The sequence below is a fragment of the Bacillus sp. TH22 genome (assembly GCF_016651015.1).
GTDB classification, from domain to species: domain Bacteria; phylum Bacillota; class Bacilli; order Bacillales; family Bacillaceae_G; genus Bacillus_A; species Bacillus_A mycoides.
The window spans coordinates 450,687-473,317 of sequence record NZ_JAEKER010000001.1 but is presented as its reverse complement, the minus strand read 5'-3'; the positions used below and the strand labels follow the sequence as shown (position 1 = coordinate 473,317).

At 34.0% G+C, this 22,631-nt stretch carries 19 protein-coding genes and 4 pseudogenes; 19 read left to right on the top strand and 4 right to left on the bottom strand.

All coding sequences use genetic code 11. The annotated features are described in order from the left end of the window. Positions 1-85: 85 nt before the first annotated feature. The 7 genes and pseudogenes from JFU18_RS02615 (at position 86) to JFU18_RS02585 (ending at position 9,671) form a co-directional block, all read left to right on the top strand. A complete protein-coding gene (locus JFU18_RS02615) occupies positions 86-2,332 on the top strand; it encodes an ABC transporter ATP-binding protein (protein ID WP_113769492.1) in 2,247 nt (748 codons plus the stop codon). Further along, a complete protein-coding gene (locus JFU18_RS02610) occupies positions 2,329-4,188 on the top strand; it encodes an ABC transporter ATP-binding protein (RefSeq protein WP_201033832.1) in 1,860 nt (619 codons plus the stop codon). The genes JFU18_RS02615 and JFU18_RS02610 overlap by 4 nt, the downstream gene beginning before the upstream one ends. A 379-nt stretch (positions 4,189-4,567) precedes the next feature. Then, positions 4,568-6,286 (top strand): alpha-keto acid decarboxylase family protein, encoded by a 1,719-nt coding sequence (locus JFU18_RS02605; protein WP_201033833.1) that lies wholly within the window; start codon positions 4,568-4,570, stop codon positions 6,284-6,286. Positions 6,287-6,377: 91 nt separating this feature from the next. Next, a complete protein-coding gene (locus tag JFU18_RS02600; RefSeq protein WP_201033834.1) occupies positions 6,378-7,808 on the top strand; it encodes a PQQ-dependent sugar dehydrogenase in 1,431 nt (476 codons plus the stop codon). A gap of 198 nt (positions 7,809-8,006) precedes the next feature. Then, positions 8,007-8,580 (top strand): annotated as a pseudogene (locus JFU18_RS02595) (hypothetical protein). Between the two features lie 68 nt (positions 8,581-8,648). Next, positions 8,649-9,213, top strand: a pseudogene (locus tag JFU18_RS02590) (GNAT family N-acetyltransferase). A gap of 77 nt (positions 9,214-9,290) precedes the next feature. After that, positions 9,291-9,671, top strand: a complete 381-nt coding sequence (locus JFU18_RS02585; RefSeq protein WP_002013261.1) for a nucleotide excision repair endonuclease — start codon at positions 9,291-9,293, stop codon at positions 9,669-9,671. Between the two features lie 126 nt (positions 9,672-9,797). On the opposite strand, the gene JFU18_RS02580 is transcribed toward JFU18_RS02585, so the two are convergent. Then, a complete protein-coding gene (locus JFU18_RS02580; RefSeq protein WP_063219028.1) occupies positions 9,798-10,004 on the bottom strand; it encodes a hypothetical protein in 207 nt (68 codons plus the stop codon). A gap of 155 nt (positions 10,005-10,159) precedes the next feature. On the opposite strand from JFU18_RS02580, the gene JFU18_RS02575 reads away from it, so the two are divergent. The 5 genes from JFU18_RS02575 (at position 10,160) to JFU18_RS02555 (ending at position 13,935) form a co-directional block, all read left to right on the top strand. Beyond that, positions 10,160-10,939, top strand: a complete 780-nt coding sequence (locus JFU18_RS02575) for an undecaprenyl-diphosphate phosphatase (RefSeq protein WP_002013258.1) — start codon at positions 10,160-10,162, stop codon at positions 10,937-10,939. 80 nt (positions 10,940-11,019) lie between these two features. After that, the gene (locus tag JFU18_RS02570) at positions 11,020-12,342 is read left to right on the top strand and encodes an FAD-dependent monooxygenase family protein (protein ID WP_201031087.1); all 1,323 of its coding nucleotides are present in this window, start codon (positions 11,020-11,022) and stop codon (positions 12,340-12,342) included. 63 nt (positions 12,343-12,405) lie between these two features. Beyond that, on the top strand, positions 12,406-12,927 hold the full coding sequence (locus tag JFU18_RS02565) for a GNAT family N-acetyltransferase (protein ID WP_201033836.1): 522 nt from the start codon (positions 12,406-12,408) through the stop codon (positions 12,925-12,927). Positions 12,928-12,949: 22 nt separating this feature from the next. Further along, complete coding sequence (locus tag JFU18_RS02560; protein WP_098778349.1) at positions 12,950-13,471, top strand: YfiT family bacillithiol transferase; 522 nt, start codon at positions 12,950-12,952, stop codon at positions 13,469-13,471. Next, on the top strand, positions 13,411-13,935 hold the full coding sequence (locus JFU18_RS02555) for a GNAT family N-acetyltransferase (protein ID WP_201050227.1): 525 nt from the start codon (positions 13,411-13,413) through the stop codon (positions 13,933-13,935). Before JFU18_RS02560 ends, JFU18_RS02555 begins: the two co-directional genes overlap by 61 nt. A 121-nt stretch (positions 13,936-14,056) precedes the next feature. Here the strand turns inward: JFU18_RS02555 and JFU18_RS02550 are convergent, their stop codons facing one another. After that, a complete protein-coding gene (locus JFU18_RS02550) occupies positions 14,057-14,434 on the bottom strand; it encodes a PH domain-containing protein (RefSeq protein ID WP_201050225.1) in 378 nt (125 codons plus the stop codon). A 179-nt stretch (positions 14,435-14,613) separates the two neighbouring features. Here JFU18_RS02550 and JFU18_RS02545 point away from each other — a divergent pair, with 179 nt between their 5' ends. The 6 genes and pseudogenes from JFU18_RS02545 to JFU18_RS02520 all read left to right on the top strand — a co-directional run bounded on the left by JFU18_RS02545 (position 14,614) and on the right by JFU18_RS02520 (position 19,090). Then, the gene (locus tag JFU18_RS02545) at positions 14,614-15,465 is read left to right on the top strand and encodes a patatin-like phospholipase family protein (RefSeq protein WP_201033837.1); all 852 of its coding nucleotides are present in this window, start codon (positions 14,614-14,616) and stop codon (positions 15,463-15,465) included. A gap of 45 nt (positions 15,466-15,510) precedes the next feature. Beyond that, entirely contained in the window at positions 15,511-15,849 is a 339-nt protein-coding gene (locus JFU18_RS02540) for a YxiJ-like family protein (RefSeq protein ID WP_274606766.1), read from the top strand. Positions 15,850-16,119: 270 nt separating this feature from the next. After that, positions 16,120-16,482 carry a hypothetical protein gene (locus JFU18_RS02535; protein ID WP_002127600.1) on the top strand — a complete coding sequence of 121 codons (363 nt, stop codon included), beginning with the start codon at positions 16,120-16,122 and terminating at the stop codon, positions 16,480-16,482. An 87-nt stretch (positions 16,483-16,569) separates the two neighbouring features. Beyond that, positions 16,570-17,766, top strand: a pseudogene (locus tag JFU18_RS02530) (alpha/beta hydrolase-fold protein). Between the two features lie 21 nt (positions 17,767-17,787). Beyond that, complete coding sequence (locus JFU18_RS02525) at positions 17,788-18,195, top strand: DnaJ family domain-containing protein (protein WP_002136558.1); 408 nt, start codon at positions 17,788-17,790, stop codon at positions 18,193-18,195. A 78-nt stretch (positions 18,196-18,273) separates the two neighbouring features. Next, positions 18,274-19,090 (top strand): annotated as a pseudogene (locus tag JFU18_RS02520) (YwqG family protein). Between the two features lie 716 nt (positions 19,091-19,806). Here the strand turns inward: JFU18_RS02520 and JFU18_RS02515 are convergent. Together JFU18_RS02515 and JFU18_RS02510 are read right to left on the bottom strand one after the other, a co-directional pair. Next, on the bottom strand, positions 19,807-20,202 hold the full coding sequence (locus JFU18_RS02515) for a RidA family protein (protein ID WP_201050223.1): 396 nt from the start codon (positions 20,200-20,202) through the stop codon (positions 19,807-19,809). Between the two features lie 148 nt (positions 20,203-20,350). After that, positions 20,351-20,962 carry a hypothetical protein gene (locus JFU18_RS02510; protein WP_201033839.1) on the bottom strand — a complete coding sequence of 204 codons (612 nt, stop codon included), beginning with the start codon at positions 20,960-20,962 and terminating at the stop codon, positions 20,351-20,353. 507 nt (positions 20,963-21,469) lie between these two features. Between JFU18_RS02510 and JFU18_RS02505 the strand changes: the two genes are divergently transcribed. Beyond that, a complete protein-coding gene (locus tag JFU18_RS02505) occupies positions 21,470-22,432 on the top strand; it encodes an MBL fold metallo-hydrolase (RefSeq protein WP_201033840.1) in 963 nt (320 codons plus the stop codon). Positions 22,433-22,631 lie beyond the last annotated feature (199 nt).

Below are 22,631 nucleotides of genomic sequence, written 5' to 3'. Positions count from 1 at the left end.
GAATTACTTAGAATACGAAGAATAAAGGAGAGAAGCGGAGTAAAAACTAAAAAAATTAGACAAAGAAAATGGAGAGATGAACTAAATGTTAAAGATCATCAAACATTTAAAACCATTTATTGCTTCCATCATTGCAGTTGTATGTCTTTTAACTGTACAGGCAGTATGCGATCTATCACTGCCAGACTACATGTCTAACATTGTCAATGTAGGGATTCAACAAAAAGGTGTAGAAAATGCAGTACCTGAGGTTATTCGTAAAAGTGAAATGGATAAACTTACGCTCTTTATGAATGAAAATGAGAAGAAAAAAGTTGCTGATAACTATGTGCTTTTAGATAAGAACAACCTCTCTCAAAGTGAACTGAAAAATGACTTAAAAGATTATCAGCAGCTTGATAAAGAGCCACTTTATAAGTTACATACAGAAGATAAAAAAATAATTAACGAACTTAACGATATCTTTGGGAAACCAATGTTAATTACACAAGGAATTGAAAAAGGTGGCTCATCTGCTTTCTCTCCTGCTGCGACAGGTGACAACAACACACCAGCGAAACTTCCGCCAAATACAGATCCTTTTGCAGTCATTGCGAAACTTCCTCAAGATCAAATCAATGCAATGAAAGAAAAGGCAGATGAAAAGTTTAAGAATATGCCAGGCAGCATGGTAACACAATCAGCTGTTTCATACATTGAGAATGAGTATAAGAAAATCGGTATCAATACTGATAAACTTCAATCTAATTTTATCCTTACTTCCGGCGGGAAAATGCTGCTTTTATCCTTAGTAAGTATGGCAGCTACCGTTATCGTGAGTTTACTTGCTGCAAAAGTAGCTGCAGGACTCGGCAGAGACCTTAGAAAGAAAGTATTCCGGAAAGTTACAAACTTCTCGAATGCGGAGTTTGATAAGTTTTCCACTGCATCTCTAATCACAAGAAGTACAAATGATATCCAACAAGTTCAAACACTTATGGTTATGATGCTTCGCATTGTATTCTATGCACCAATTTTAGGTATCGGCGGCATTATTAAAGTACTTACTACAGACCTTTCAATGGGATGGATTATCGCAGTTGCGGTAATTGCGATTTTAAGCCTAGTCATTGGTTTATTTAGCATCGCGATTCCTAAGTTTAAGCGTATCCAAAAGTTAGTAGATAAAATTAACTTAATCACTCGTGAATCTTTAACCGGTATGCTCGTTATTCGTGCTTTTAATACTCAAAAACATGAAGAAAAGAAATTTGAAAAAGGAAATCAAGATTTAACAAAAACAAATTTATTTGTAAGCCGTTTAATGTCATTTATGATGCCAATGATGATGTTTATCATGAATGCCGTTACTGTACTTATTATTTGGGTTGGATCACACCAAGTGGATATGGGACATATGCAAGTTGGTGATTTGATGGCATTTATGCAATATACAATGCAAATCATCATGGCCTTCTTAATGATTTCAATGGTATCTATTATGGTTCCACGTGCTTCAGTTTCCGCACAACGTATCGCAGAAGTTTTAGATACTGACATTACCATTAGTGATGTAAAAGAGCCGAAAACATTTGCTTCAGACAAGAAAGGTTACGTTGAATTTAAAAATGTTGGCTTTAGATACCCAGGTGCAGAAGAAGATGTGCTTTCCAATATCACCTTTACTGCAAAACCTGGTGAAACGACAGCTTTCATCGGAAGTACAGGTAGTGGTAAATCAACATTAATCAACTTAATTCCACGCTTTTACGATGTCACAAGCGGCCAAATATTAATAGATGGCACGGATATTAGAGAAGTATCTCAGAAGGAATTAAGAGAGAAAATTGGTTATGTACCGCAAAAAGGAGTTCTCTTCTCAGGTACAATCGAGAGTAATTTGAAATACGGTAAAAAAGAAGCAACTGAAGAAGAACTCGAAAAAGCGGCGGAAATCGCGCAAGCTATGGAGTTTATTAACGCGAAGCCTGAAAGCTTCCGCACAGAAATATCACAAGGTGGTACGAACGTTTCCGGTGGTCAAAAACAAAGACTTTCTATTGCGCGTGCTCTTACGAAAAAATCGGAAATCTTCATATTCGATGATAGTTTCTCAGCTCTTGACTTTAAGACAGACGCAGCATTGCGCAGAGCTTTAAACAATGAGATTACAGGAAGTACTATTTTACTTATTGCCCAAAGAATCAGTACAATCATGAATGCCGATAAGATTATTGTACTTGACGAAGGAAAAATAATTGGAACTGGTACTCATGAAGAGCTTATGGAAAACTGTGAAGTTTATAAGCAAATTGCTTTATCACAACTTTCAAGAGAGGAGTTGTCATCATGAGTGATAGAAAACAAAGCGGCCCTGGTCCTGGCGGTGGCGGTCCTATGGGCGGCGGCATGAGAAAGATTGAGAAAGCAAAAAACTTCAAAGGAACGATGAATAAACTCCTTCAATACTTGAAGCCCTATAAATTATCAATCTTAATCGTTATCCTTTTCGCAATCGGCAGTGCAGCCTTTACAATCGTTGGTCCAAAAATTTTAGGAAACGCGACAACAAAACTTTTCGAAGGACTCGTAAGCAAAGTATCAGGAGCACCCGGTGCGGCCATTGACTTTACCTATATCGGAAACATTGTCATTTTACTCCTTGGATTATATATACTGAGCACTGTGTTTGGTATTATCCAGGGGTACATTATTTCTGGAGTAGCTCAAAAAGTATCTTATAACTTCAGAAAAGAAATCGATGAAAAAATTAACCGTATGCCGCTGAAATACTTTGATAAAACAACGCACGGCGAAGTATTATCGAGAATTACAAATGACGTAGATACGGTGAGCCAAACTTTAAACCAAAGTATGTCGCAAATCATCACATCCGTTATTACAATCATCGGTGTACTTATCATGATGTTATCAATCAGCTGGCAAATGACATTAGTGGCGCTTTTAATATTGCCAGTATCCATGATTCTCATCATGGCAGTCGTAAAACGATCACAAAAATACTTCAAATCCCAGCAAGAATATTTAGGACACGTAAACGGTCAGGTCGAAGAAATTTATAGTGGTCACAATATCGTAAAAGCCTTCAACAAAGAAGAAGAAGAAGTGAAAAAATTCGAAAAGGTAAATGATACCCTTTACCATTCCGCATGGAAATCTCAATTTTTATCTGGAATGATGATGCCGATTATGACATTTATCGGTAATATCGGTTACGTCGCTGTATCTATTTTAGGTGGATGGCTTGCGGTAAAGAGAACCATCGCAGTTGGAGACATTTTAGCCTTTGTGCAATATGTTAGAAGCTTTACGCAACCAATCGCTCAAGTAGCACAAATCGCGAACGTACTTCAATCTACTGCAGCTGCTGCAGAAAGAGTCTTCGAATTTTTAGAAGAAGAAGAGGAAGTGCCAGAAGCAGAAAATCCAGTGAAGCTGCAAAAAGTTCAAGGAGAAGTTACCTTCCAAGATGTTCAATTTGGATACAATCCAGATAAGATCATCATCAATAATTTCTCATCTAACATTAAACCTGGACAAAAGGTAGCAATCGTCGGACCAACCGGAGCTGGTAAAACAACGATTGTAAAACTGTTAATGCGTTTCTATGACATAAACAGCGGTGCAATATGTATCGATGGTCACGATATAAAAGACTTCACGCGAGAAGACCTGCGCAACATGTTTGGTATGGTACTTCAAGACACTTGGCTATTTAACGGCTCCATCATGGAAAATATACGTTACGGTAGACTCGATGCTACAGACGAAGAAGTAATTGAAGCAGCGAAAGCAGCTCACGTTCACAACTTCGTAAAAACATTACCAAATAAATATCAAATGGAACTAAACGAAGAAGCAAGCAACGTATCCCAAGGACAAAAGCAACTACTAACAATTGCACGTGCCCTTATAGCGGATCCGAAAATATTAATACTCGATGAAGCAACAAGCTCCATTGACACTCGTACAGAAGTATTGATTCAAAAAGCGATGGAAAACCTTATGGAAGGTAGAACAAGCTTCATTATCGCTCATAGATTATCAACAATACGTGATGCAGATTTAATCCTTGTCATGAAAGACGGAGATATTGTAGAACAAGGTAATCATGAAGAGTTATTGAAAGCTGATGGTTTCTATGCTTCGCTTTATAATAGTCAGTTTGAAGGTGCGGATGCTTCTTGAGTTAGGTGAAAGTCCATTTAAATAACTAAACCCACGAAGAAAATGCATTTTCTTCGTGGGTTTTTATTATTTTTAAGGTTCTGTTACAAAATTTTTAAAAGTAGGCTAGACTTTTGCAAAACAGAGTGAGGAGCATGATAAATGGGATGTTTTAAAGGGAAACAATTTAAAAAGAACATTAGAAGATTAATTAATACATTCTTGTAATGTTTTAGTGTTTCTCCTCCTTCTCTTGTTTTATGAATATCTCCAAAGATAAGGAGCATTTCTTCCCGATTAATTGTTGCACAACGGATAACCGGTTTAATTAAAGGGAATTATCAAAAAGGGTACTATAAAATAGAACAAGCCAAAGAAATAGATAAGGAGCGAGCAAGCGATGGATAAAATGATTAATTCGGGCAACTTTGGTTTACAAAGGGGACCTGCTCAAAAAACGGTTGTCCAGTATTTGTTCGATTGCCTGAAACTCGAGGGCATTACCGAAATTTTTGGTGTCGCAGGGGACTATAATTTTACACTTCTTGATACTTTGGAGTGTTATAACGGCATCCGTTTTATAGAAGGACGAAATGAACTAAACTCGGGCTACGCTGCAGATGGCTATGCAAGAATCAAAGGAATATCGGCTCTTATTACGACATTTGGGGTCGGGGAGCTCAGCGCATGCAATGCGATAGCGGGAGCCAACAGCGAGTATGTGCCAATAATACACATTGTGGGTGCCCCTCCTGAGAAGGATCAAAAAGAGCATAAGCTGATGCACCACACCTTAATGGATGGGAATTTTGACGTTTTTCGCAAGGTGTATGAGCAGATAACGGCTTATACTGCCGTGCTTACACCAGAAAATGCCAAGATTGAGATTCAGACTGCGATTCGCATTGCTAAGGAAAAGAAAAAGCCGGTATACCTGGTTGTGGCTAATGATTTAGTGACCAAGCCGATTAAAGTCTGGACAGAACCGGCACCACCACGTCCAACATCCAACCCGAATACCCTTCAGGCTGCAGTGAATCATGTCCGTCTGCTTTTGGAACGTTCCCACCGACCAGTTATCTTGGTGGATGTGAAAACGATGCGATTCGACCTTCAGACAGCGACTCGGCAGCTAGCCGATGCAATGAATGTGCCTGTTGTAACGATGATTTACGGGAAGGGCGGATTCGACGAGAACCATCCAAATTATATCGGAATGTATCAAGGCTCTTTCGGGAGGACTGAAGTCCAAAGTACAGTGGAGAATGCAGATTGTATCATTGCGATTGGTATGGTATGGGCGGATACAAACACCGCAAGTTTTACCGCAAAGCTGAACCCACTGATAACTGTCAATATTCAACCAGATATAGTTAAAATCGCTGAGGCGGAATATCCGAATATTCTTGCAGCCGACATGCTACTTGCCGTTCAAAAGATGGGTTATACGGGTAAAGGTTTGACAAAAAAATTGTCATTCCCTTATGAACAATTCACAACTATTGCCAACGGACCTCTAATGGCGGACGGCTATTATCCGCGTTTTCAGCGCATGCTGAAAGAGGGGGATATTGTAATCGCCGAGACCGGAACGTTCTATTATGGAATGGGAGAGGTAAGACTGCCGGGCAATGTAACATATATTGGACAAGGTGGATGGCAGTCCATCGGTTACGCAATCCCTTCGGCGTTTGGTGCTATTATGGCCGCGCCGGAACGCCGAGTATTGGTGTTTACAGGTGACGGTGCCTTGCAGCTAACGGCACAGGAAATCAGTTCTATGCTCTATTACGGCTGCAAGCCTATAATCTTTGTATTGAACAACGATGGTTATACAATCGAGAGATATTTAAATGTCAAAACAGAGGATCAAAAGTACAACGAAATCCCTCAATGGTCTTACACCAAGCTGGCCGAAGCTTTTGGAGGTAACGCGTTTACCGTTACGGTCCGGACCTATGGAGAGCTTGATCAGGCTATAACCCATGCTGAAAAGGAAAGCGCCAAAAGGCTCTGTATTATTGAAATGATCGCAGGGAATCGAATGGACGCACCTGAATATATGCGACGGATGCGTAGTTATATGGAGAAGCAGGAAAAGCAGCGCAGCCAGAAATAATATCCAATTCCCTAGTCCCTAATTGAATACTAATCGAACAGTTTTAATCATACTCTTTTAATAAAACGCAATTAAAGGGGTGTAAAGTGAGTTGACAAAAGTTAAGGTTAGTTTACGGCCCATTGCAAGTAAGTTTAATTTACCTACTGTTTTGAAAACAACTATACTACCAGGTGACTCAATTGAAAGGTTATTTATTGCAACCCAGATAGGAGAAATCTTTTACATAGGAGACGGAGTTATAAGGACTTTTTTAGATATTCGCCCGCGAATTATCAAATTAGGCACGTTTGAAGAAGGTGTCTCTAGTAGCGGTTATGATGAACGCGGATTACTAGGACTAGCGTTTCATCCACAATTTTATCAAAACGGTTTATTTTACCTTCATTATTCAGTAGCTGGCACTCAAGGTCCGGGTGCCCTGTCTGAACCTTTTAAACCTAATCCGTGTGATCCGAAAACTTTAAACTTAAAGTGGGTAAATAGAGATACTCAATATGATCATATTGATACGGTTGAGGAATGGATTTTACAATCACATAGTCAACCTCAAAAACGACGGACATTACTTAACATAAGAAGGCCCTTTTTTAATCATAACGGAGTCAATAGTTTAAACTTTTCACCTGAGAGTGGAAAACTTGTTTTTACAAATGGAGATGGTGGATCGGGTTATGATCCATTTAATTTAAGCCAGGATGATTTAGAAATAGCGGGTAAAATAATTGAAATTGATGTAAGTAAAAATACATTCATAAATAACCCTCCAGTAGTTACACGCTTTAATGAGTTTCCTTTATCTATACAAGAAACACTTACAGTAATTGCGAAAGGAGTTCGGAATATAACAGGTATTTCATTTCAAAGGTTTTATAATCAGTATATCAAATATGCTGGAAATGTCGGGCAGGATATTGTAGAGTCTGTTTTTTCGTTTGTTCATTATAAACCCATACCGGTTACCGAACTTGTTCAAACGCATTTAATGAGATCCACTCCCAATCAAGATGGATTTATTAATTTTGGTTGGCGAGGATGGGAAGGAGAATTTCCTACTTCTTTTATAAGGCACTGTTCTGAGAACCCTACTTTGGATGAGAGAACAATGGCTTATTATAATGAAACAATAGAAACATCAGTGAGGCGCATACAGCCCCTAATTAGTTATTTTCATAAAGATTCCAGAGTAGATAAGTTTGGAGGAACCTCACTTACAGGAGTACAACCATATATGGGAACTACAATTCCTAGTTTAACTGGTAGTATCGTGTTTACTGATCTTGCTAAGAAAGAAGAATTTCAATCTCCAGTAAAGGGAGTGTTAGCTTTTACTAGAGCAGCTCTAGACGGGAAACGTAATGATTTTCATGTTATTGAAACCACTTATGATTTTGGTGCTCAAGCAGCTTATTATATGAGCTTGGGAACAAACGGAGATCAAACTAGATTATATTTAGGGGTTTATGGATCTATGAAAGTAACGGATTTTAACAAAGGTACTATTTTTGAAATTGTTCCATGATACGGTATAAACTCTTAGTCTAAAAATATATGGAATTCATACTTTTTCAAACGCACGACTTAGTGCCTCTTAAAAAACCTTCTATGGATAAACATCTATTGTATAGTGATTCCTAACAAGCAGAAAGTAAAACATAACCAATAAGTATTTGAATAAAAATAGAAAGTGGTGAATTAGGTCTCTTTAGGGGGGAATTTGATGAATCGCTTTAGAAGCTATTGGTATCAATGGATGATAGAGCAGGATGCGAATTTTGTTCATAAAAGAAAGGTGACGCCTGCAAGTAGGTTAGTCATTACAGCATTACTCGGTTCATTTGCTGCTATTTTTCAATCTGCGGGGAACTTAATCCCTGGAATTGGGTTATTTATTAGTCCTTTCGCGACGCTACCGATTTTTCTAGCTATTTGTTATTCTATTCGTGAGGGAGTACTTTCTTATATTCTTACTATTTTCCTATTATTCATTATTGAGCCAAGTGAACTAATTGTCTTTCCCTTTACTACAGGCTTATTAGGTATAGCGTTAGGAGTATCCTTTTTACAATTCAAGAGGAGGATTTGGGTAATTTCCTTTTCAGCGATATGTCTACTTATAGGAATTATGATCATTCTCGATATCTTCCGTTTTCCTGTACTTGGTCCTACTATTCATACGACTATGGATATAAAAGTTATTACATTAATATTTATACTGAGTTTTTTATACTCTTTGGATCTATGCAGAGTTGTGTAGAATAATAATGAATAGAGTATATAAAGTATGGTCTTAATAATTGCATAAAATCTTTTTGAACAAATACACTTTCTCATATATTTTCAAAGGTTGGAGATGTAAGCCATGTATAACATTGAAATTAGAAGGCCGAATTCGAATGATTTAGATGAATTACATTTGTTTTTTCGTCTTGTTATTACTAATACATTTAAAAACGAAGGGTTATCACATCTATTAGATGACATAGAAAATGAAATTAACTCGAAAAAGAAATATTTAAAAAATGATTTTGATAGTAATGGAGAAAATCGTTACTTTTTATTAGCGATAGATACAAGTAACGATAAAATCATTGGAACGATTGAAATCGGTCCGAGCAAGTGCATTGATTAATAGTTGTACAGACGGTGTACTTAAGGATTTGTATGAAATAGGAACTGTATTTATACTTCCGGAGTATCAAAGAAAAGGTATAGGGAGTTTACTACTAAATACAATGTATCTTACATTACTTAGCAGAGGAATAACCGAATGCTGTTTAGATAGTGGATACAAAAAAGCACAAAGTATATGGACAAAAAAGTTTGGAAAACCTAGTTATGTGCTGAAGGATTATTGGGGCGAATCAAATGATCATATGATTTGGAAAAAAAGTTTACATGATATACCTATAATATTTGAATTATAAAATGAAATATCTCTCTTAACATAGCTTTTCTTACATACTTATGCTATTATTTATCTTTATAATAAAAGAGGACGTGAATGAACTTGATTAAAATTAATATTCCTGAAGCTGATGTTTCCATTACTGAACGTAACCAAGTTATTAAAGGAGACGAGCCATTAATTACTCCAATTAACGGTTTTATCGATTTCCACTTGTTCCCTAGAGATAAAGGCGGCATTTTTATGTTTTACAATATTAATGACGAACTTCTTTTCGTAGGTAAAGCTCGTAAAATTAGACAACGTATTAAAAAGCATTTTGAAGATAATGTTTCACCAATCAAAAATAATCGTGATGAAGTATACCGTATCGATGCATGTATCGTAGAAGATCCAACTGAAAGAGAAATTTACGAAACATACATCATTAATAAGTACAAAGCGAAATATAACGTTGATAAAGTGTTTTATAAATAAACAACATTAGCGAAATGAAACAATCCTAGTACATACACTAGGATTGTTTTTATTTATATAGCTTTGTAATTTTTGTCCGTAATGATTTTCCTCGCATTTGTTCCTCCTTATAAGGGAATAGATTATTTAATCGGCAGAATTTTTTCGTATTTTAAAGTAATGAGCGGCAATTAAACAAAGTACCCCTATAAATAACATAATAATTCCAAAAGTTTTATGCTTTCCTTCGAAGAAAGGTATGTCTGTAATTACATTTGTCATACATAAGCCTAAGAACACAAGAATTGGTCCAATCCAAAGTAATATGTTGCCTAATTTTGTGTGTTTCGCCATGTAAACCCTCCTTTTTTACATATATATCTATCTTTGTCGCAATCCATAACTTCTAAATAAAGGTTAAAGTAAATCCCCAAGAGAAATATATTTTCTTTCATAACAAAAATTAAAGAATCATATATTGGTACAAGCAAATGAGAAAGGAGATCATCATGAATTGGCTAGAAGCTTTTATTTTAGGAATTATTCAAGGGCTGACAGAGTTTTTACCTATAAGCAGTACAGGTCACCTATATTTAGGGCGACATATTTTTCAGTTAGATGAGGCAGGTTTGTTTTTAGATACGATGCTGCATATAGGGACGTTACTTGCGGTGTTTATTTATTATAGAAAAGAATTTATTTATTTAATAAAAAATCCATTTTCAAAGCTTATGCTATTACTTATTGTCGGGACGATACCTGCGGTTGTAATCGGCTTATTATTTAAAGACTTTTTTGAAGATATTTCAAAAACAGGTATAACAATAGGTTGGGAGTTTTTAGTGACGGGTTTATTTCTTTATATGGCCGATAAACAAAAGAACGGTCGTAAAAAAATGAATGATATTACATATAAAGATGCATTCATAATTGGTTCATTTCAAGCAGTAGCTATATTTCCAGCAATTTCCCGTTCTGGAATGACAATTGTCGCTGCATTATGGAGAAAGTTAGACCGCGAAACAGCGGCGTACTTTTCCTTTTTATTATCAACACCAGCTATTGTCGGAGCTATCATCTTGCAATTTGCAGATGTTTTTCAAGGGAAAGCTGAATCTATTTCTAGTACATCACTAATTGTCGGAACATTATCAGCAGCGTTCTTTGGTTACATAGCAGTTTCATGGATGATTCAATATTTAAAACGTCATTCTTTAAAAGTATTCGCGTATTACGTATGGGGATTAGGTATTTTAATTTTAATGTTGCAATTCACACAGGTGTTTTAAATATAATTATCAAGGAATTATTAGTTAAGATCCTGTTCCATTCATACACGACAGGATCTCTTTTCATTAAGGGGGAAAAAATGTTTACTAAGGCTATTGTTATTGGTGGAAGTATCGCAGGAAAACTCGCCGCAAAGGCTTTATCAAATACGTTTGAAGAAGTAATCATTGTAGAAGCTGGTGAAGAATGGGATGGAAATGGTCCGCGAAAAAGAGTTCCGCAAAGTAATCATCCGCATGTGTTATTAAAAGGCGGCGAAGAAGCACTTGAGGAGTTGTTTCCTAACATTACTAATGAATTAATTGAAGTAGGTAGCATCGTAAATAACTTTACTCGCGATTTAAAATGGCATCAGTTCGGCCTATGGAAGCAGCCTTTCAAAGGCGAAATAAATATGATTCAACAAAGTCGTCTTCTGTTAGAATCGCATATTCAAAAACGAATTGAACAAGTTTCAAATGTTACTTCGAAGTATGAAATGTTGGTTGAAGGATTACTAGTAGATAACAAACTTAATAAAGTCTATGGAATAACAGCTAAATGTTTGAAAACAGGAATGAAAGAAGAATTTCATGCAGATCTTGTTGTTGATGCAAGTGGATTTGGTTCGAAAAGTATAGATTGGTTACAAGAATACAATTTCGAAGTACAAGAAGAGAAAGTAAGAATTGATTTGTTTTACGCAACTAGAATGTTTAGGCTCAAAGAAAAAGAGAAATTAGACTGCTGTGATATGCTTATGTCTCCAAGTTTTCCTGAGAATCCTTATGGTGTTCTAATTCAAACGATTGAAGATGATCGTTATTTTGTTACTTTTAGTGGATATGCAAATGAAAAAGCACCGCAAACAGATGATGAATTTTATGATTTTGCTGAAAACCTATCAATCACTAATGTTACAGAGTTTCTAAACAAATCTGAGGCGATTACCGATATAAAAACGTACAAAATTCCATATCAAGTACGCAGGCGATTTGATCTAGTTAATAATTTGCCTGAAGGATTGTTAGTAGTTGGAGATGCGCATTGTCGTTTTGATCCAGTTTTCGGACAAGGTGTTTCAGTTGCAGCTATGGAAGCTCACCAATTGCAACTAATTCTTCAAGGGAGAAAAAGGCTTGATAAAACATTAACTCGAGAGTTTTATAGGAAGACTGCTATGATTATCAAAACACCTTGGGAAATGACCACAACGGAGATAGCACGTCATCCTAAGTTACAGAAAGAATTAACTACGAAACAAAAATTTCAGCAATGGTATACGAAACAAATATATCAACTTTCTGCAAGTGATTCTGATATTTATATTCGGTTAGTCAGAGTTATGAACTTAATTCGTAGTCCATTTCATCTTTTTCATCCTAGAGTATTACTTACTGTATTACTCAGACGAAAGAAATAGCAGGAAAATTATCGTTTAAAAAAGAATGTATAACAGTTAGTAAATCAAGAAGGGGTAAACGGGATGGAAATATACATAGAACAATTAAAGAATCAAGACGCTGAAGATTTATTTAATTTTGAACTCACGAACAAATCATTTTTTGAAACAATGGTACCAAGTCGTGGCTCTAATTATTACGTGTATGAATACTTTCAAAAGCAACTTGCCGAACTATTAAAAGAACAAACTGAGGGGATTTCTTATTTTCATCTCATACGTAATACAGAAAAAGAAATTGTAGGACGTATCAATTTAGTTGATGTAGATAAGGAAAAACGAATTGGGTCGTTAGGCTACCGAGTTGGAGAGGATTTTACAAAAAAAGGAGTTGCAGCAGCATCTGTAAAATTGATTTTGGCTCAAGCAAGAGTCTATGAAATTAATGAAATACATGCTATGACAACAACAAATAACATAGCTTCACAAATTGTATTAGAAAAGAGCGGATTTTCTCGTGAAAAGGAAGCGGAGACAACTACTGTAGATTTAAACGGGGAAAACGTAAATTTCGTACATTATATTTGGAGGGCTATTAAGGATTAAAAATAATAGGGGGGACATGTACATGAAGGATTTACGTTATCCAATAGGTCAATTTACTTATGTAGGCACTATTACAGAAGAAATAATTGATAAATGGATTCAAGAAATTGAGGATTTACCTAATGAACTAGCAAGAGCGATAAAAGATTTAGATCAGAAGCAGTTAGATACACCGTATCGCGTCGGTGGATGGACTGTTCGCCAAGTTGTTCATCATGTTGTTGATAGTCATATGAATAGCTACATACGCTTTAAATTAGCACTGACAGAAAAGAATCCAACTATTAAACCGTACAAAGAAGAAAAATGGGCAGAGCTACCTGACTCGAAATTACCAGTAGATGTTTCACTTGTAATGCTAGATTCATTACATAAAAGATGGGTTAATTTATTATATTCTTTAGAACCAGCAGATTTAGAAAAGACATTTAATCATCCTGAATCAGGAGAATCACAACTTGCTGCTGCAATTGGACTATATGCATGGCACGGTCGTCATCATACAGCTCACATTACTTCTTTAAGAGAGCGTTTAAATTGGTAACATTAGAGAAGGCGACAGAAATTGATGCAGCAGTTTTATTTCAAATGCAAATAGACTCATTTAGTCCTTTATTAAATAAATATAAAGACTATGAAACAAATCCAACAAATGAATCTATTGAAAAAACTATTTTAAGAATAAATAATCCGAGCAACAACTTTTATAAGATGATAATAGATTCGAACCTTGTTGGAGCGATATGTATATCCCAAAAAGAAAGACCTTATAAATTTTGGATCAGTCCAATGTTCATTCATCCAATCTATCAAGGGAAAGGAATCGCTAAGAAGGTACTTATTTTAATTGAAGAGATGTTTCCAGAAGCACGGAGTTTTGAACTTGCTACGATTTTAGAAGAAGAAAGAAATTGTTTTCTATACGAAAAAATGGGGTATAAAAGAACAGAAGTAATAAAGAAATTAAATGATAAAACTACACTTATTTATTACAAAAAAGAAAGGTAAAGCATTTGAAATACGCTTTACCTTTTTATGTTTTTTTAGATTAAATATACAAAAATAACGCATATTCTTCCAAAATACTCGGGTTAGTAATTCCGATAATGAATAAATATACGGAAAGGCGTTATTTCGTCGTATATGTTACTAACGCTTTTTGAATGCTTAAAATACTATCGTCACCTTTAAATTCTTTCGTAATTGGATCATCCATACTAGATACCCATATTTTAAGTTCTGCATCTAAATCAAAATGCCCAACTGTTTCAATGCTAAATTGTGTAATGCTTTTATAAGGAATAGAATGATACTCTGTTTTTTTACCTGATATCCCTTGTTTATCAACTAAAATAAGACGACGATTTGTAAATACGATTAAATCACGAATTAATTTATAAGCATGCTCAACTTTTTCATCATCTAGCATAATCTTTTCTAAATCACGTTCAACGCTTTCTGTACTCGCACTTGATGCATTTCCTAAAATACCACTAAATAAACCCATATGAAATTCCTCCTTTATAATATGTGGAATGAGTTTCTTATATTGTACCATGCGAATGGCTAATAGATTATGACATTGCTTCAATAGTTTTTTGTTATTATTGCAACTAATTTATATAACCTCATCCTAAAATCTTGTGCTAACATATAATTAAGAAAACAGAAGTAGAGGGATATAGCATGAAAAATATCGGTTTAGTATTAGAAGGCGGCGGAATGAAAGGATTATATACTGCAGGAGTACTCGAATATTTTATGGAAAGGGACTTATTCTTTCCGTATGTAGTCGGTGTATCCACCGGAGCGTGTATGGGCGCAACATATTTGTCACGTCAAAAAGGAAGAAATAAGAAAGTGAATACAGAGCTAGTAGCAGATCACAGGTATATATCTTATCGAAACTTAATTCAAAAACGTGAATTATTTGGAATGGATTTTTTATTTGATGAAGTACCAAACAAAATTGTACCGTTTGATTTTCAAACATTCCTAAATTCAAATGAACAGTTTGTAATCGGAACGACTGATTGTGAATCAGGACAGGCAGTTTATTTTAATAAAACAGAACATGGAAATGATATTTTAAAAATTATTCGTGCATCAAGCTCTGTGCCGTTTATAGCACCTGCTGTAGAATATGATAATCGAAAATTGTTAGATGGAGGGATTATAGATCCTATTCCAGTATTAAAAGCGCAAAATGATGGTTATTTAAAAAACGTTGTTATAATGACAAAGCCAGAAGGATACGAGAAGCAGCGTAATAAATTTTCTGGACTAGCTAAAATTTTATATAGAAGATATCCAAAAATCGCAGAGCATTTAGTAGAACATTATCGTTTTTATAATGAAACTGTATCTTATATGAATCACAACGAACAAAAAGATAATTTTTATGTAATTCAGCCAAGCGCACAGCTTCCTATAAGCGGAATAGAAAGAAATAAAGAGAAACTTGTTAACCTATATAATCTCGGCTATACAGATGCTCAACATCATTATGAAAAATTATTAAGTTGGGTAAGGAAATAAAGGGGTGGAAAATTCCTATTAGGTAAAAAGGTTATTTTTAATGAATTGCAGAAAATGCATAGTCCGCTGCTTAAACCGTTTCCGAATTGTGACCTTCGAAAAATACGAAAAGATTTTAATAATATGTTTACAGAAGATGATTGCATAAGCGCTGATTTAAATTATTATTGGATGCATACAGCAGGTACTTTAAGTTACATACTTAATAACAATGAAAAGGAGATTGTGTTTGATCAAATAAAGTGGCTAAAGAAATCGTTTTTTGAATGGTTTCCGCAATATCGTTTTATAGAAACAGAAATTGTGAAGTATCCCATTTTGTATAGAGATTTCATGAATTATGAGAAGGCCCGGAAACTATTACTGTATTATCTTACTGAATAAAAATAAAAACGTACAAGTTATGCTGCTTGTGCGTTTTTTTGTTCATAAAAAATACAATTTTAATACCTTGTTTATATAGGGATTCTAATACGAAGAAAGAAGTACATATAGAATGATGTAAAGGAGGGAGAGGCGTTTAGATACCATTTTCCTTTAATCCATTATCCAATTCGAATATAGTTAGTTATTTATGATAAAATATTTCGAGTGAAATCAAGTACTTATTATATTCAGTATTAAATAAGTTAAGCCAGGAGGAACAATAGTAACATGGAAAACGTGTCAAATATAGATAAATTGGAATCAATAAAATCTTTACAATCGACAATTCGTAAACTTGAAAATGCTTTTTCACAGATGACTCAAAAGGGAGCAAATACTACCTTAGTGAAAAAAAGGCTTAAAGCCGTTTGTATAGGGCTAGCAGTGTTAGAGAACGTGTGGAATCAAGAAAGTCATCGGTATAGCCAAGAAGAGTTAGCAGAAGCTCGTAATATCCTTGCTGGTTTGCTTCCATCAATTGAGAGAGCCTATGATAAGTCTAAGGCTGGTAGTCCTCAAAGAACACTTTTAGAAAGAAGAATAAAAGCGTTGGAACTTTCTATTCAGGCAATTGATAAACCTTCTAAATAAATAACTCATCTAAATATATAACATACTAATCCTAAATTTTATAAAAGCAATCTAGTGAAAAGAAAGAAATACAAAGGAGGCAGATAGGTGACTTCAATAATTAGTCCTAAGTTAGAGGAGCTTAATAATCAATAAAAAAAAGGAAACGAGAAAGCAATTTATACTTTTTTGCATGAAATAAAGTCAAATAATACGCCACTAATAGAACAATGTCCTGTAGAAAATCAGTATAAGCTTATAACGTATATATGGTTAGGGGATCAAAAAACTGAAAACGTTTATGTATTCGGTAGTTTTCCTGGTTGGGATCTGTCTGTAAATCAACTACAACGGTTGTTACAGACAGATATTTGGTATGTAACGTTTAGGACGGATGAGAGTTTTATTTCAACGTACTATTTTTCAGTAAACGATTTTTTCGAAAATGATTGGATAAAGCGCAGTGAAAAGTACCAACTAGATCGATTTAATAAAAATACATTTGGAGAAGATGCCAATAAAGCGTCTGTGTTAAACATAGGAATGGAAGTACAGTATAGCAGTCGTTTTCCTTCAGATCATTATCCATCTGGAAAAATTGAAACATATTCTTTTCATAGTACGATTTTAAATGACGCACGTAAAATTTATATTTATACGCCTCATGAATATTCTCACACTTCACATCTTCAAGAACTTCTCATTGTGTTTGATGGGAATTCATTCATTAATAACCTTTCAATCGCAAGAACACTCAATTATTTAATATACGAAAAAGAAATCCCATCTTGTATTGCTGTTGCAATAGAACCCGTTGATCGACTAGAAGAGCTAACTTATAACGATAAAATGAATACATTTTTAACGGAGGAACTACTTCCATGGATTCAAGCTAGGTATCACGTATATCAAGAAAAGAATCATACAACAATTGCTGGTTTCAGTCTTGGTGGCTTAGCAGCTTTTTATGCAGCGCTTCAAAATCCACATGTTTTCGGAAACGTGTTGTCAATGTCTGGATCGGTGCATTGGAAAAAGGATGGTTATGAAAATCAAATTCCTTGGATTGAAAATCAAATTTCATCTATAGATTCCAATACGAGTCAACCTCATTTTTATATAGCAGCAGGAGAACTTGAAAACAAACCTCTTTTAACGGCTAATAGACGCCTGTATAAAGTTTTAAAAGAAAAAGGATACCAAATTACTTATGAAGAGTTTCAAGGCGGTCATGACGGTGTTTGGTGGCGAGAAAAGTTATTTGATGGGTTGAAAGCATTAAAACATACAAAAACCACACTATAAAATAAAAAGGAGAGAGAATCTATGAATCAAGATGAGCTAGATAAAAAACTGAAAAAACAAGAAATTTTAGTTAAAGATGAAAAAGTTTGGTCGTTCACGTATGAGGATCATATTAGCTCTATCGTTAAACAGGCAGAAAAGACAGGAGCGTTTAATGATTTACCTGGGAAAGGGAAACCTCTTAATCTTGATAAAGATCTTTCGTATAATCCTGACAAGCAACTTTATAGAACTTTGAAAAATAATCATGTTTTGCCTAGGTGGATTGAACTTTCAAAGGAAATAGATCATCTAAAAGAAAATTTAAAAGAACTAACGGATAATGTAGAAGCAGCTATGTTAATTACAACTATTAATAAAAAGGTCTCAGAACATAATTTACTTTGTCCGCCAAGTGCGCAAAAAATGAGGGTTAAAACGGATATTTAACGATTTTCAATGAAGTTATCTGTTGCTATATAATTAAGTAGGGCATTTTCAATTCATTATTAAGGGGAGGCAAATGTAATGAAGAATACGTATCAACTTCAAATTCCGAAAGAACTAGAGCAGTATCGTAGTATTTTAGAAGAAAGTGTGAAACCTTATATTAAAGCGTCTGGAACATTAGCAGAGACAACGCTTTTTGAGAGTAAATTTGGTGGTTATCCGTATTTACCTATAGATCAAGAGCATCCTAAAGATTCAAATGGACAACCTATGATGTTACTTGCGCAGTTAAACTTTGAAGAAATGCCGCATGTTGAATATATGCCTCAAAAGGGTATGCTACAGTTTTTCGTAAGTGCTGAAGATGAGCTTTATGGAGCAGATTTTGATCATCCAACAATCCAAAAAGACTTTCGAATTATTTATCATTCTACAATTATAGAAGATTTAAATAAGGTTATTACTGATTTTAGTTATTTAAACACTTCAGAATTAGAGGACTTTATCATACCTGAAGCAGCGAAATTAAAGTTTGAATTGGGTTATCAGCCCGTAACATCAAGGGATTATCGATTTGAAAAGATGTTTAGTGAGGAAATTGATTGGGAAGAAATTGTTGATGAAGAAAATAATACAGAATTAGGCGAACTGTATGATGATTTATGTAAAGATCAAGGGCATAAAATTGGTGGTTATCCATTTTTCACACAGACAGATCCAAGGGAATGGGAAGAAAAATACCAACGAATATGATATATTATTGCTGCAAATCGATACAGATGATTCATTAAATATTATGTGGGGAGATTCTGGTGTTGCTAATTTCTTTATAAAGAAAGACGATTTATTAAATCTAGATTTTTCCAATGTTATTTACAATTGGGATTGTTACTAAAAATAGATAAATGGATTACTAGCTAGCAAAAGAAATCTTCCTGAAGGTGAGGAGGATTTTTTTACGTTAAAAATAAACGTTATGTTAACTAAAATGAAGAATACAATGAAAGTCAAGCGTAAATAAAAGAAATAACAACAAAAATATAAAATAATAAAACATATGTAATTAGCAATAAATCTATAAAGCAAAACATAAAATGAAATTTATCATTTGTATAGAAAAATTTATTTCGCATAAAAAAATTCCGTGCGAATCAAAATTTTTTTGATTCGTTAAACGATAATTAATCGATTAAGATTTGCTGTGATTAATTTATAGCAAAATAAACGATAAAAACTGTAGAAATTCATTTAGATAAGATTTTATGTGAATCTCATTAAAAATCCCCGTTTCGTCTCATTAAGTATAGTTTACTTGGTTTTTGATACAGATAAACACTTACTCTATACAACTTCGTATAATATATATTATGTTAACTAGTAAAAAGTAATAAACTTAATATATGTTAGCTGAGGTTGTTACACTTCCCTTTTCTTTGGATTAATTCTGTGTGATGGATTGTGTGGTTATTTGTTTTTGTTGTTGCTTTATAAGTTGTTGATGATAATGTCTCCAGATATAAATTATATTTAAGACAATAAAAAATACAATTCGTTTTAAATGAACGCATTAAACGAATTGTATGGATATGATTAATAACAAGTTTTTTAAAATTAGTTTGCTACAGCAATTGCTTCGATTTCAATTAATAAGTTATCGTTAATTAACTTTCTAACTTCTACAGCTGAACTTGTTGGTGGATTCTTAGTATCAATGTATTGATCTCGAACACCTCTAACAATGGCCATTTGAGAAATATCTGTTAAGAAAAATGTTAATTTTACTACATCATTAAAATTTAATTCTGAAGCTTCTAATGCTACTTTAATATTTTCAAATACTTGGCGCGTTTGTGTACCTAAATCTCCATGCCCAACTATATGACCATCAACATTAATCGCTACTTGTCCTGATATGTAAATTGTCCGTGTAGCGTTACTAACCTCAACAATATGTGAGTATCCAAAAGTTGCTGGCATAGTTTCCGGGTTGATAAATTTATTTTGCAAGGTGCATCTCCCCTATTTATATCGTATTTTCTTCATGTTTGATTTTAGATGAATATCTATTTTACAAATGATTTTTCACATATCCTTCTGCTACATATGTGGAGTTATAATACGCTGCTTATATTTATAAAATTAGGTATTTAATAGATTATATATTTTGATTTTCTTGAGTGCTGATACTAATTATGCCTTGTTTTATTAATTCTTCAGTTATTTTTGTATAGAAAAAGTGATACCACCAAATAAAAAATTCTTCGTAAGTTATTTCTTTTGAGTATCTGCTGCTTGCAAAGTATTCTTTTAAAGGCTTTTCATTTTCTTTACATAATAAAATCAAATCTTCACTGATCGTGTTCGCGATTTCGTTAAGTATAGATAAATCTACGGCTGTAAATACTGGGATTTGATTAGAATATTTTTCAATTATGTTAAGTGTAGGTTTAATTAGAGGCTCACATAGGTTATACAGCTTTTCTCCTTCATTAGCTGTTATAACCATACATGTTGGATAGTAACTCCCTTCTGTCTTATTCAATAAACCTTCTAGTTCTAATGCGTGCATTTGTTTTTCGAATTCCTCGCTAGTCCAATTTAGCTTCGTTTTTATAGCATTTGATTCTATGCCCAGATGGAGCATTACAAGTAAATATTGAAGGTTTGTTCCGCTTATTTTTAGAGTTGGATAATTATCACCTGATGAAATCATTTTTGTCTCATAAGTTGTTTTAAGTATTTTCTCCGGAGAATAATTAGCAAGCATTTTAAAATCCCTTCTTTTTTAGTAATTTAATTGTAAAATCTATGTATTTACTATGTTCTATAAATAAAAATAAGTCTCCTTTAATGATTTCAAATAAAAAACCTTAGTATAGCTATGTTAATACCTATACTAAGGTTATCTAGAATTCTACATTTAGTTATTGCTATTTGATAGTTTACATTTTGACTTCTTTTTTCTCTCTTCCGAGCATTTATAGACTCTCCTTCCTGTGGATAATTAGTTACCTATCTGCTTCTATAACATATAAAGAAACATACGGTCTTTGTTGTTTATAAGAAAGAATGTACTTAAACAAAACAATTCACAAATACATAATATTAGTTTTAGCTGCTGCTAAATGAATTCTATTTTATATATCCAAATAATAAATTTGAAGAATTTATGAAATGTACTGCATTTAAGATGAAAGGTAAAATGATATATTTTAAACTACAATTAGCTACAATAACAACATACGTATATTGTTAAACGTAAAAAGGAGAACTAATGAAAAAGAAATATATGAATCAAATTCCGACTGATGTAAGTTTTAATCCGAAAGATATTATCGGTTTAATGACTGATTACTTTAAAATGAAAACAAAGCTACGTCCTGTAAAGAATTTACCTATTGTTTTATCGAATAAAAATAATGAATCTTTAGAGAGTGTGACATGGTTTGGGCACTCTGCTTCTCTTTTGAAAATAGAAGGTAAAAAATTGTTATTAGACCCTATGTTTGGAGATGCCTCTTCCCCATTTCCTGTGTTAAATAGTAAGCGGTATAGTGGTGCTTTTTCTTTAGAACATGATGAACTTCAAGAAATTGATGCGATTATCATTTCTCATAATCACTATGATCATTTAAATTACAAAAGTATTATGCGGTTAAAAGATCATGCGAAGCATTTTTATGTCCCGATTGGAGTTGCGCGTTATCTTATTAAATGGGGTGTTTCACCTAATAAAATTAGTGAACATAATTGGTGGGATGAAATTACGTTTGATAATATTAAGTTAGTTTGCGCTCCTGCAAGGCATTTCTCTGGACGAAGTATGACAGATAAAGATCGTTCGTTATGGTGTTCATGGCTTATTCTTGGTCAAGAAACTAAAGTCTTCTTTAGTGGTGATAGTGGTTATGCTCCTCACTTTAAGGAAATTGGTGAGAATTATGGTCCATTCGATCTTACTTTAATGGAATGCGGGCAGTACGATACGAGATGGTCTGCTATTCATATGTTGCCAGAAGAAACAGTACAAGCTCATATTGACGTTAAAGGAGAATTGCTCGTTCCTATTCATTGGGGTGCTTTTACGTTAGCATTACATGAATGGAGTGATCCTATTGAACGTGTTACGAAAGAAGCAAATCGTTTAGGGGTTAATATTGCAACGCCACAAATCGGTGAAGCTATTGCGTTACAATCTAAAGATTATCCTACGGCTGCTTGGTGGCGAAAAGTGTAAGTATAATAAAAAGCGAACCAATTTAATATTGATGGTTCGCTTTTTATTCATTTATGACTCATCTATTAAAATACTAGTTATATATATCCAAAATAATTGATTTCCTTTTTTCATGAGCTCCTCCTTCTATTACATACTAATCTCCCCTAATTACTACTTTACTATATTTGCTTTCCTGCTATTTAAAATACTCTCCCTC

What these genes read in the sequence shown, in the direction of transcription:
- JFU18_RS02615 (WP_113769492.1), top strand. Translation starts at nt 86, where the DNA reads ATGTTAAAGATCATCAAACATTTAAAACCATTTATTGCTTCCATCATT.
- JFU18_RS02610 (WP_201033832.1), top strand. Translation starts at nt 2,329, where the DNA reads ATGAGTGATAGAAAACAAAGCGGCCCTGGTCCTGGCGGTGGCGGTCCT.
- JFU18_RS02605 (WP_201033833.1), top strand. Translation starts at nt 4,568, where the DNA reads ATGGATAAAATGATTAATTCGGGCAACTTTGGTTTACAAAGGGGACCT.
- JFU18_RS02585 (WP_002013261.1), top strand. Translation starts at nt 9,291, where the DNA reads ATGAACTTGATTAAAATTAATATTCCTGAAGCTGATGTTTCCATTACT.
- JFU18_RS02580 (WP_063219028.1), bottom strand. Translation starts at nt 10,004, where the DNA reads ATGGCGAAACACACAAAATTAGGCAACATATTACTTTGGATTGGACCA.
- JFU18_RS02575 (WP_002013258.1), top strand. Translation starts at nt 10,160, where the DNA reads ATGAATTGGCTAGAAGCTTTTATTTTAGGAATTATTCAAGGGCTGACA.
- JFU18_RS02570 (WP_201031087.1), top strand. Translation starts at nt 11,020, where the DNA reads ATGTTTACTAAGGCTATTGTTATTGGTGGAAGTATCGCAGGAAAACTC.
- JFU18_RS02565 (WP_201033836.1), top strand. Translation starts at nt 12,406, where the DNA reads ATGGAAATATACATAGAACAATTAAAGAATCAAGACGCTGAAGATTTA.
- JFU18_RS02560 (WP_098778349.1), top strand. Translation starts at nt 12,950, where the DNA reads ATGAAGGATTTACGTTATCCAATAGGTCAATTTACTTATGTAGGCACT.
- JFU18_RS02555 (WP_201050227.1), top strand. Translation starts at nt 13,411, where the DNA reads ATGGCACGGTCGTCATCATACAGCTCACATTACTTCTTTAAGAGAGCG.
- JFU18_RS02550 (WP_201050225.1), bottom strand. Translation starts at nt 14,434, where the DNA reads ATGGGTTTATTTAGTGGTATTTTAGGAAATGCATCAAGTGCGAGTACA.
- JFU18_RS02545 (WP_201033837.1), top strand. Translation starts at nt 14,614, where the DNA reads ATGAAAAATATCGGTTTAGTATTAGAAGGCGGCGGAATGAAAGGATTA.
- JFU18_RS02535 (WP_002127600.1), top strand. Translation starts at nt 16,120, where the DNA reads ATGGAAAACGTGTCAAATATAGATAAATTGGAATCAATAAAATCTTTA.
- JFU18_RS02525 (WP_002136558.1), top strand. Translation starts at nt 17,788, where the DNA reads ATGAATCAAGATGAGCTAGATAAAAAACTGAAAAAACAAGAAATTTTA.
- JFU18_RS02510 (WP_201033839.1), bottom strand. Translation starts at nt 20,962, where the DNA reads ATGCTTGCTAATTATTCTCCGGAGAAAATACTTAAAACAACTTATGAG.
- JFU18_RS02505 (WP_201033840.1), top strand. Translation starts at nt 21,470, where the DNA reads ATGAAAAAGAAATATATGAATCAAATTCCGACTGATGTAAGTTTTAAT.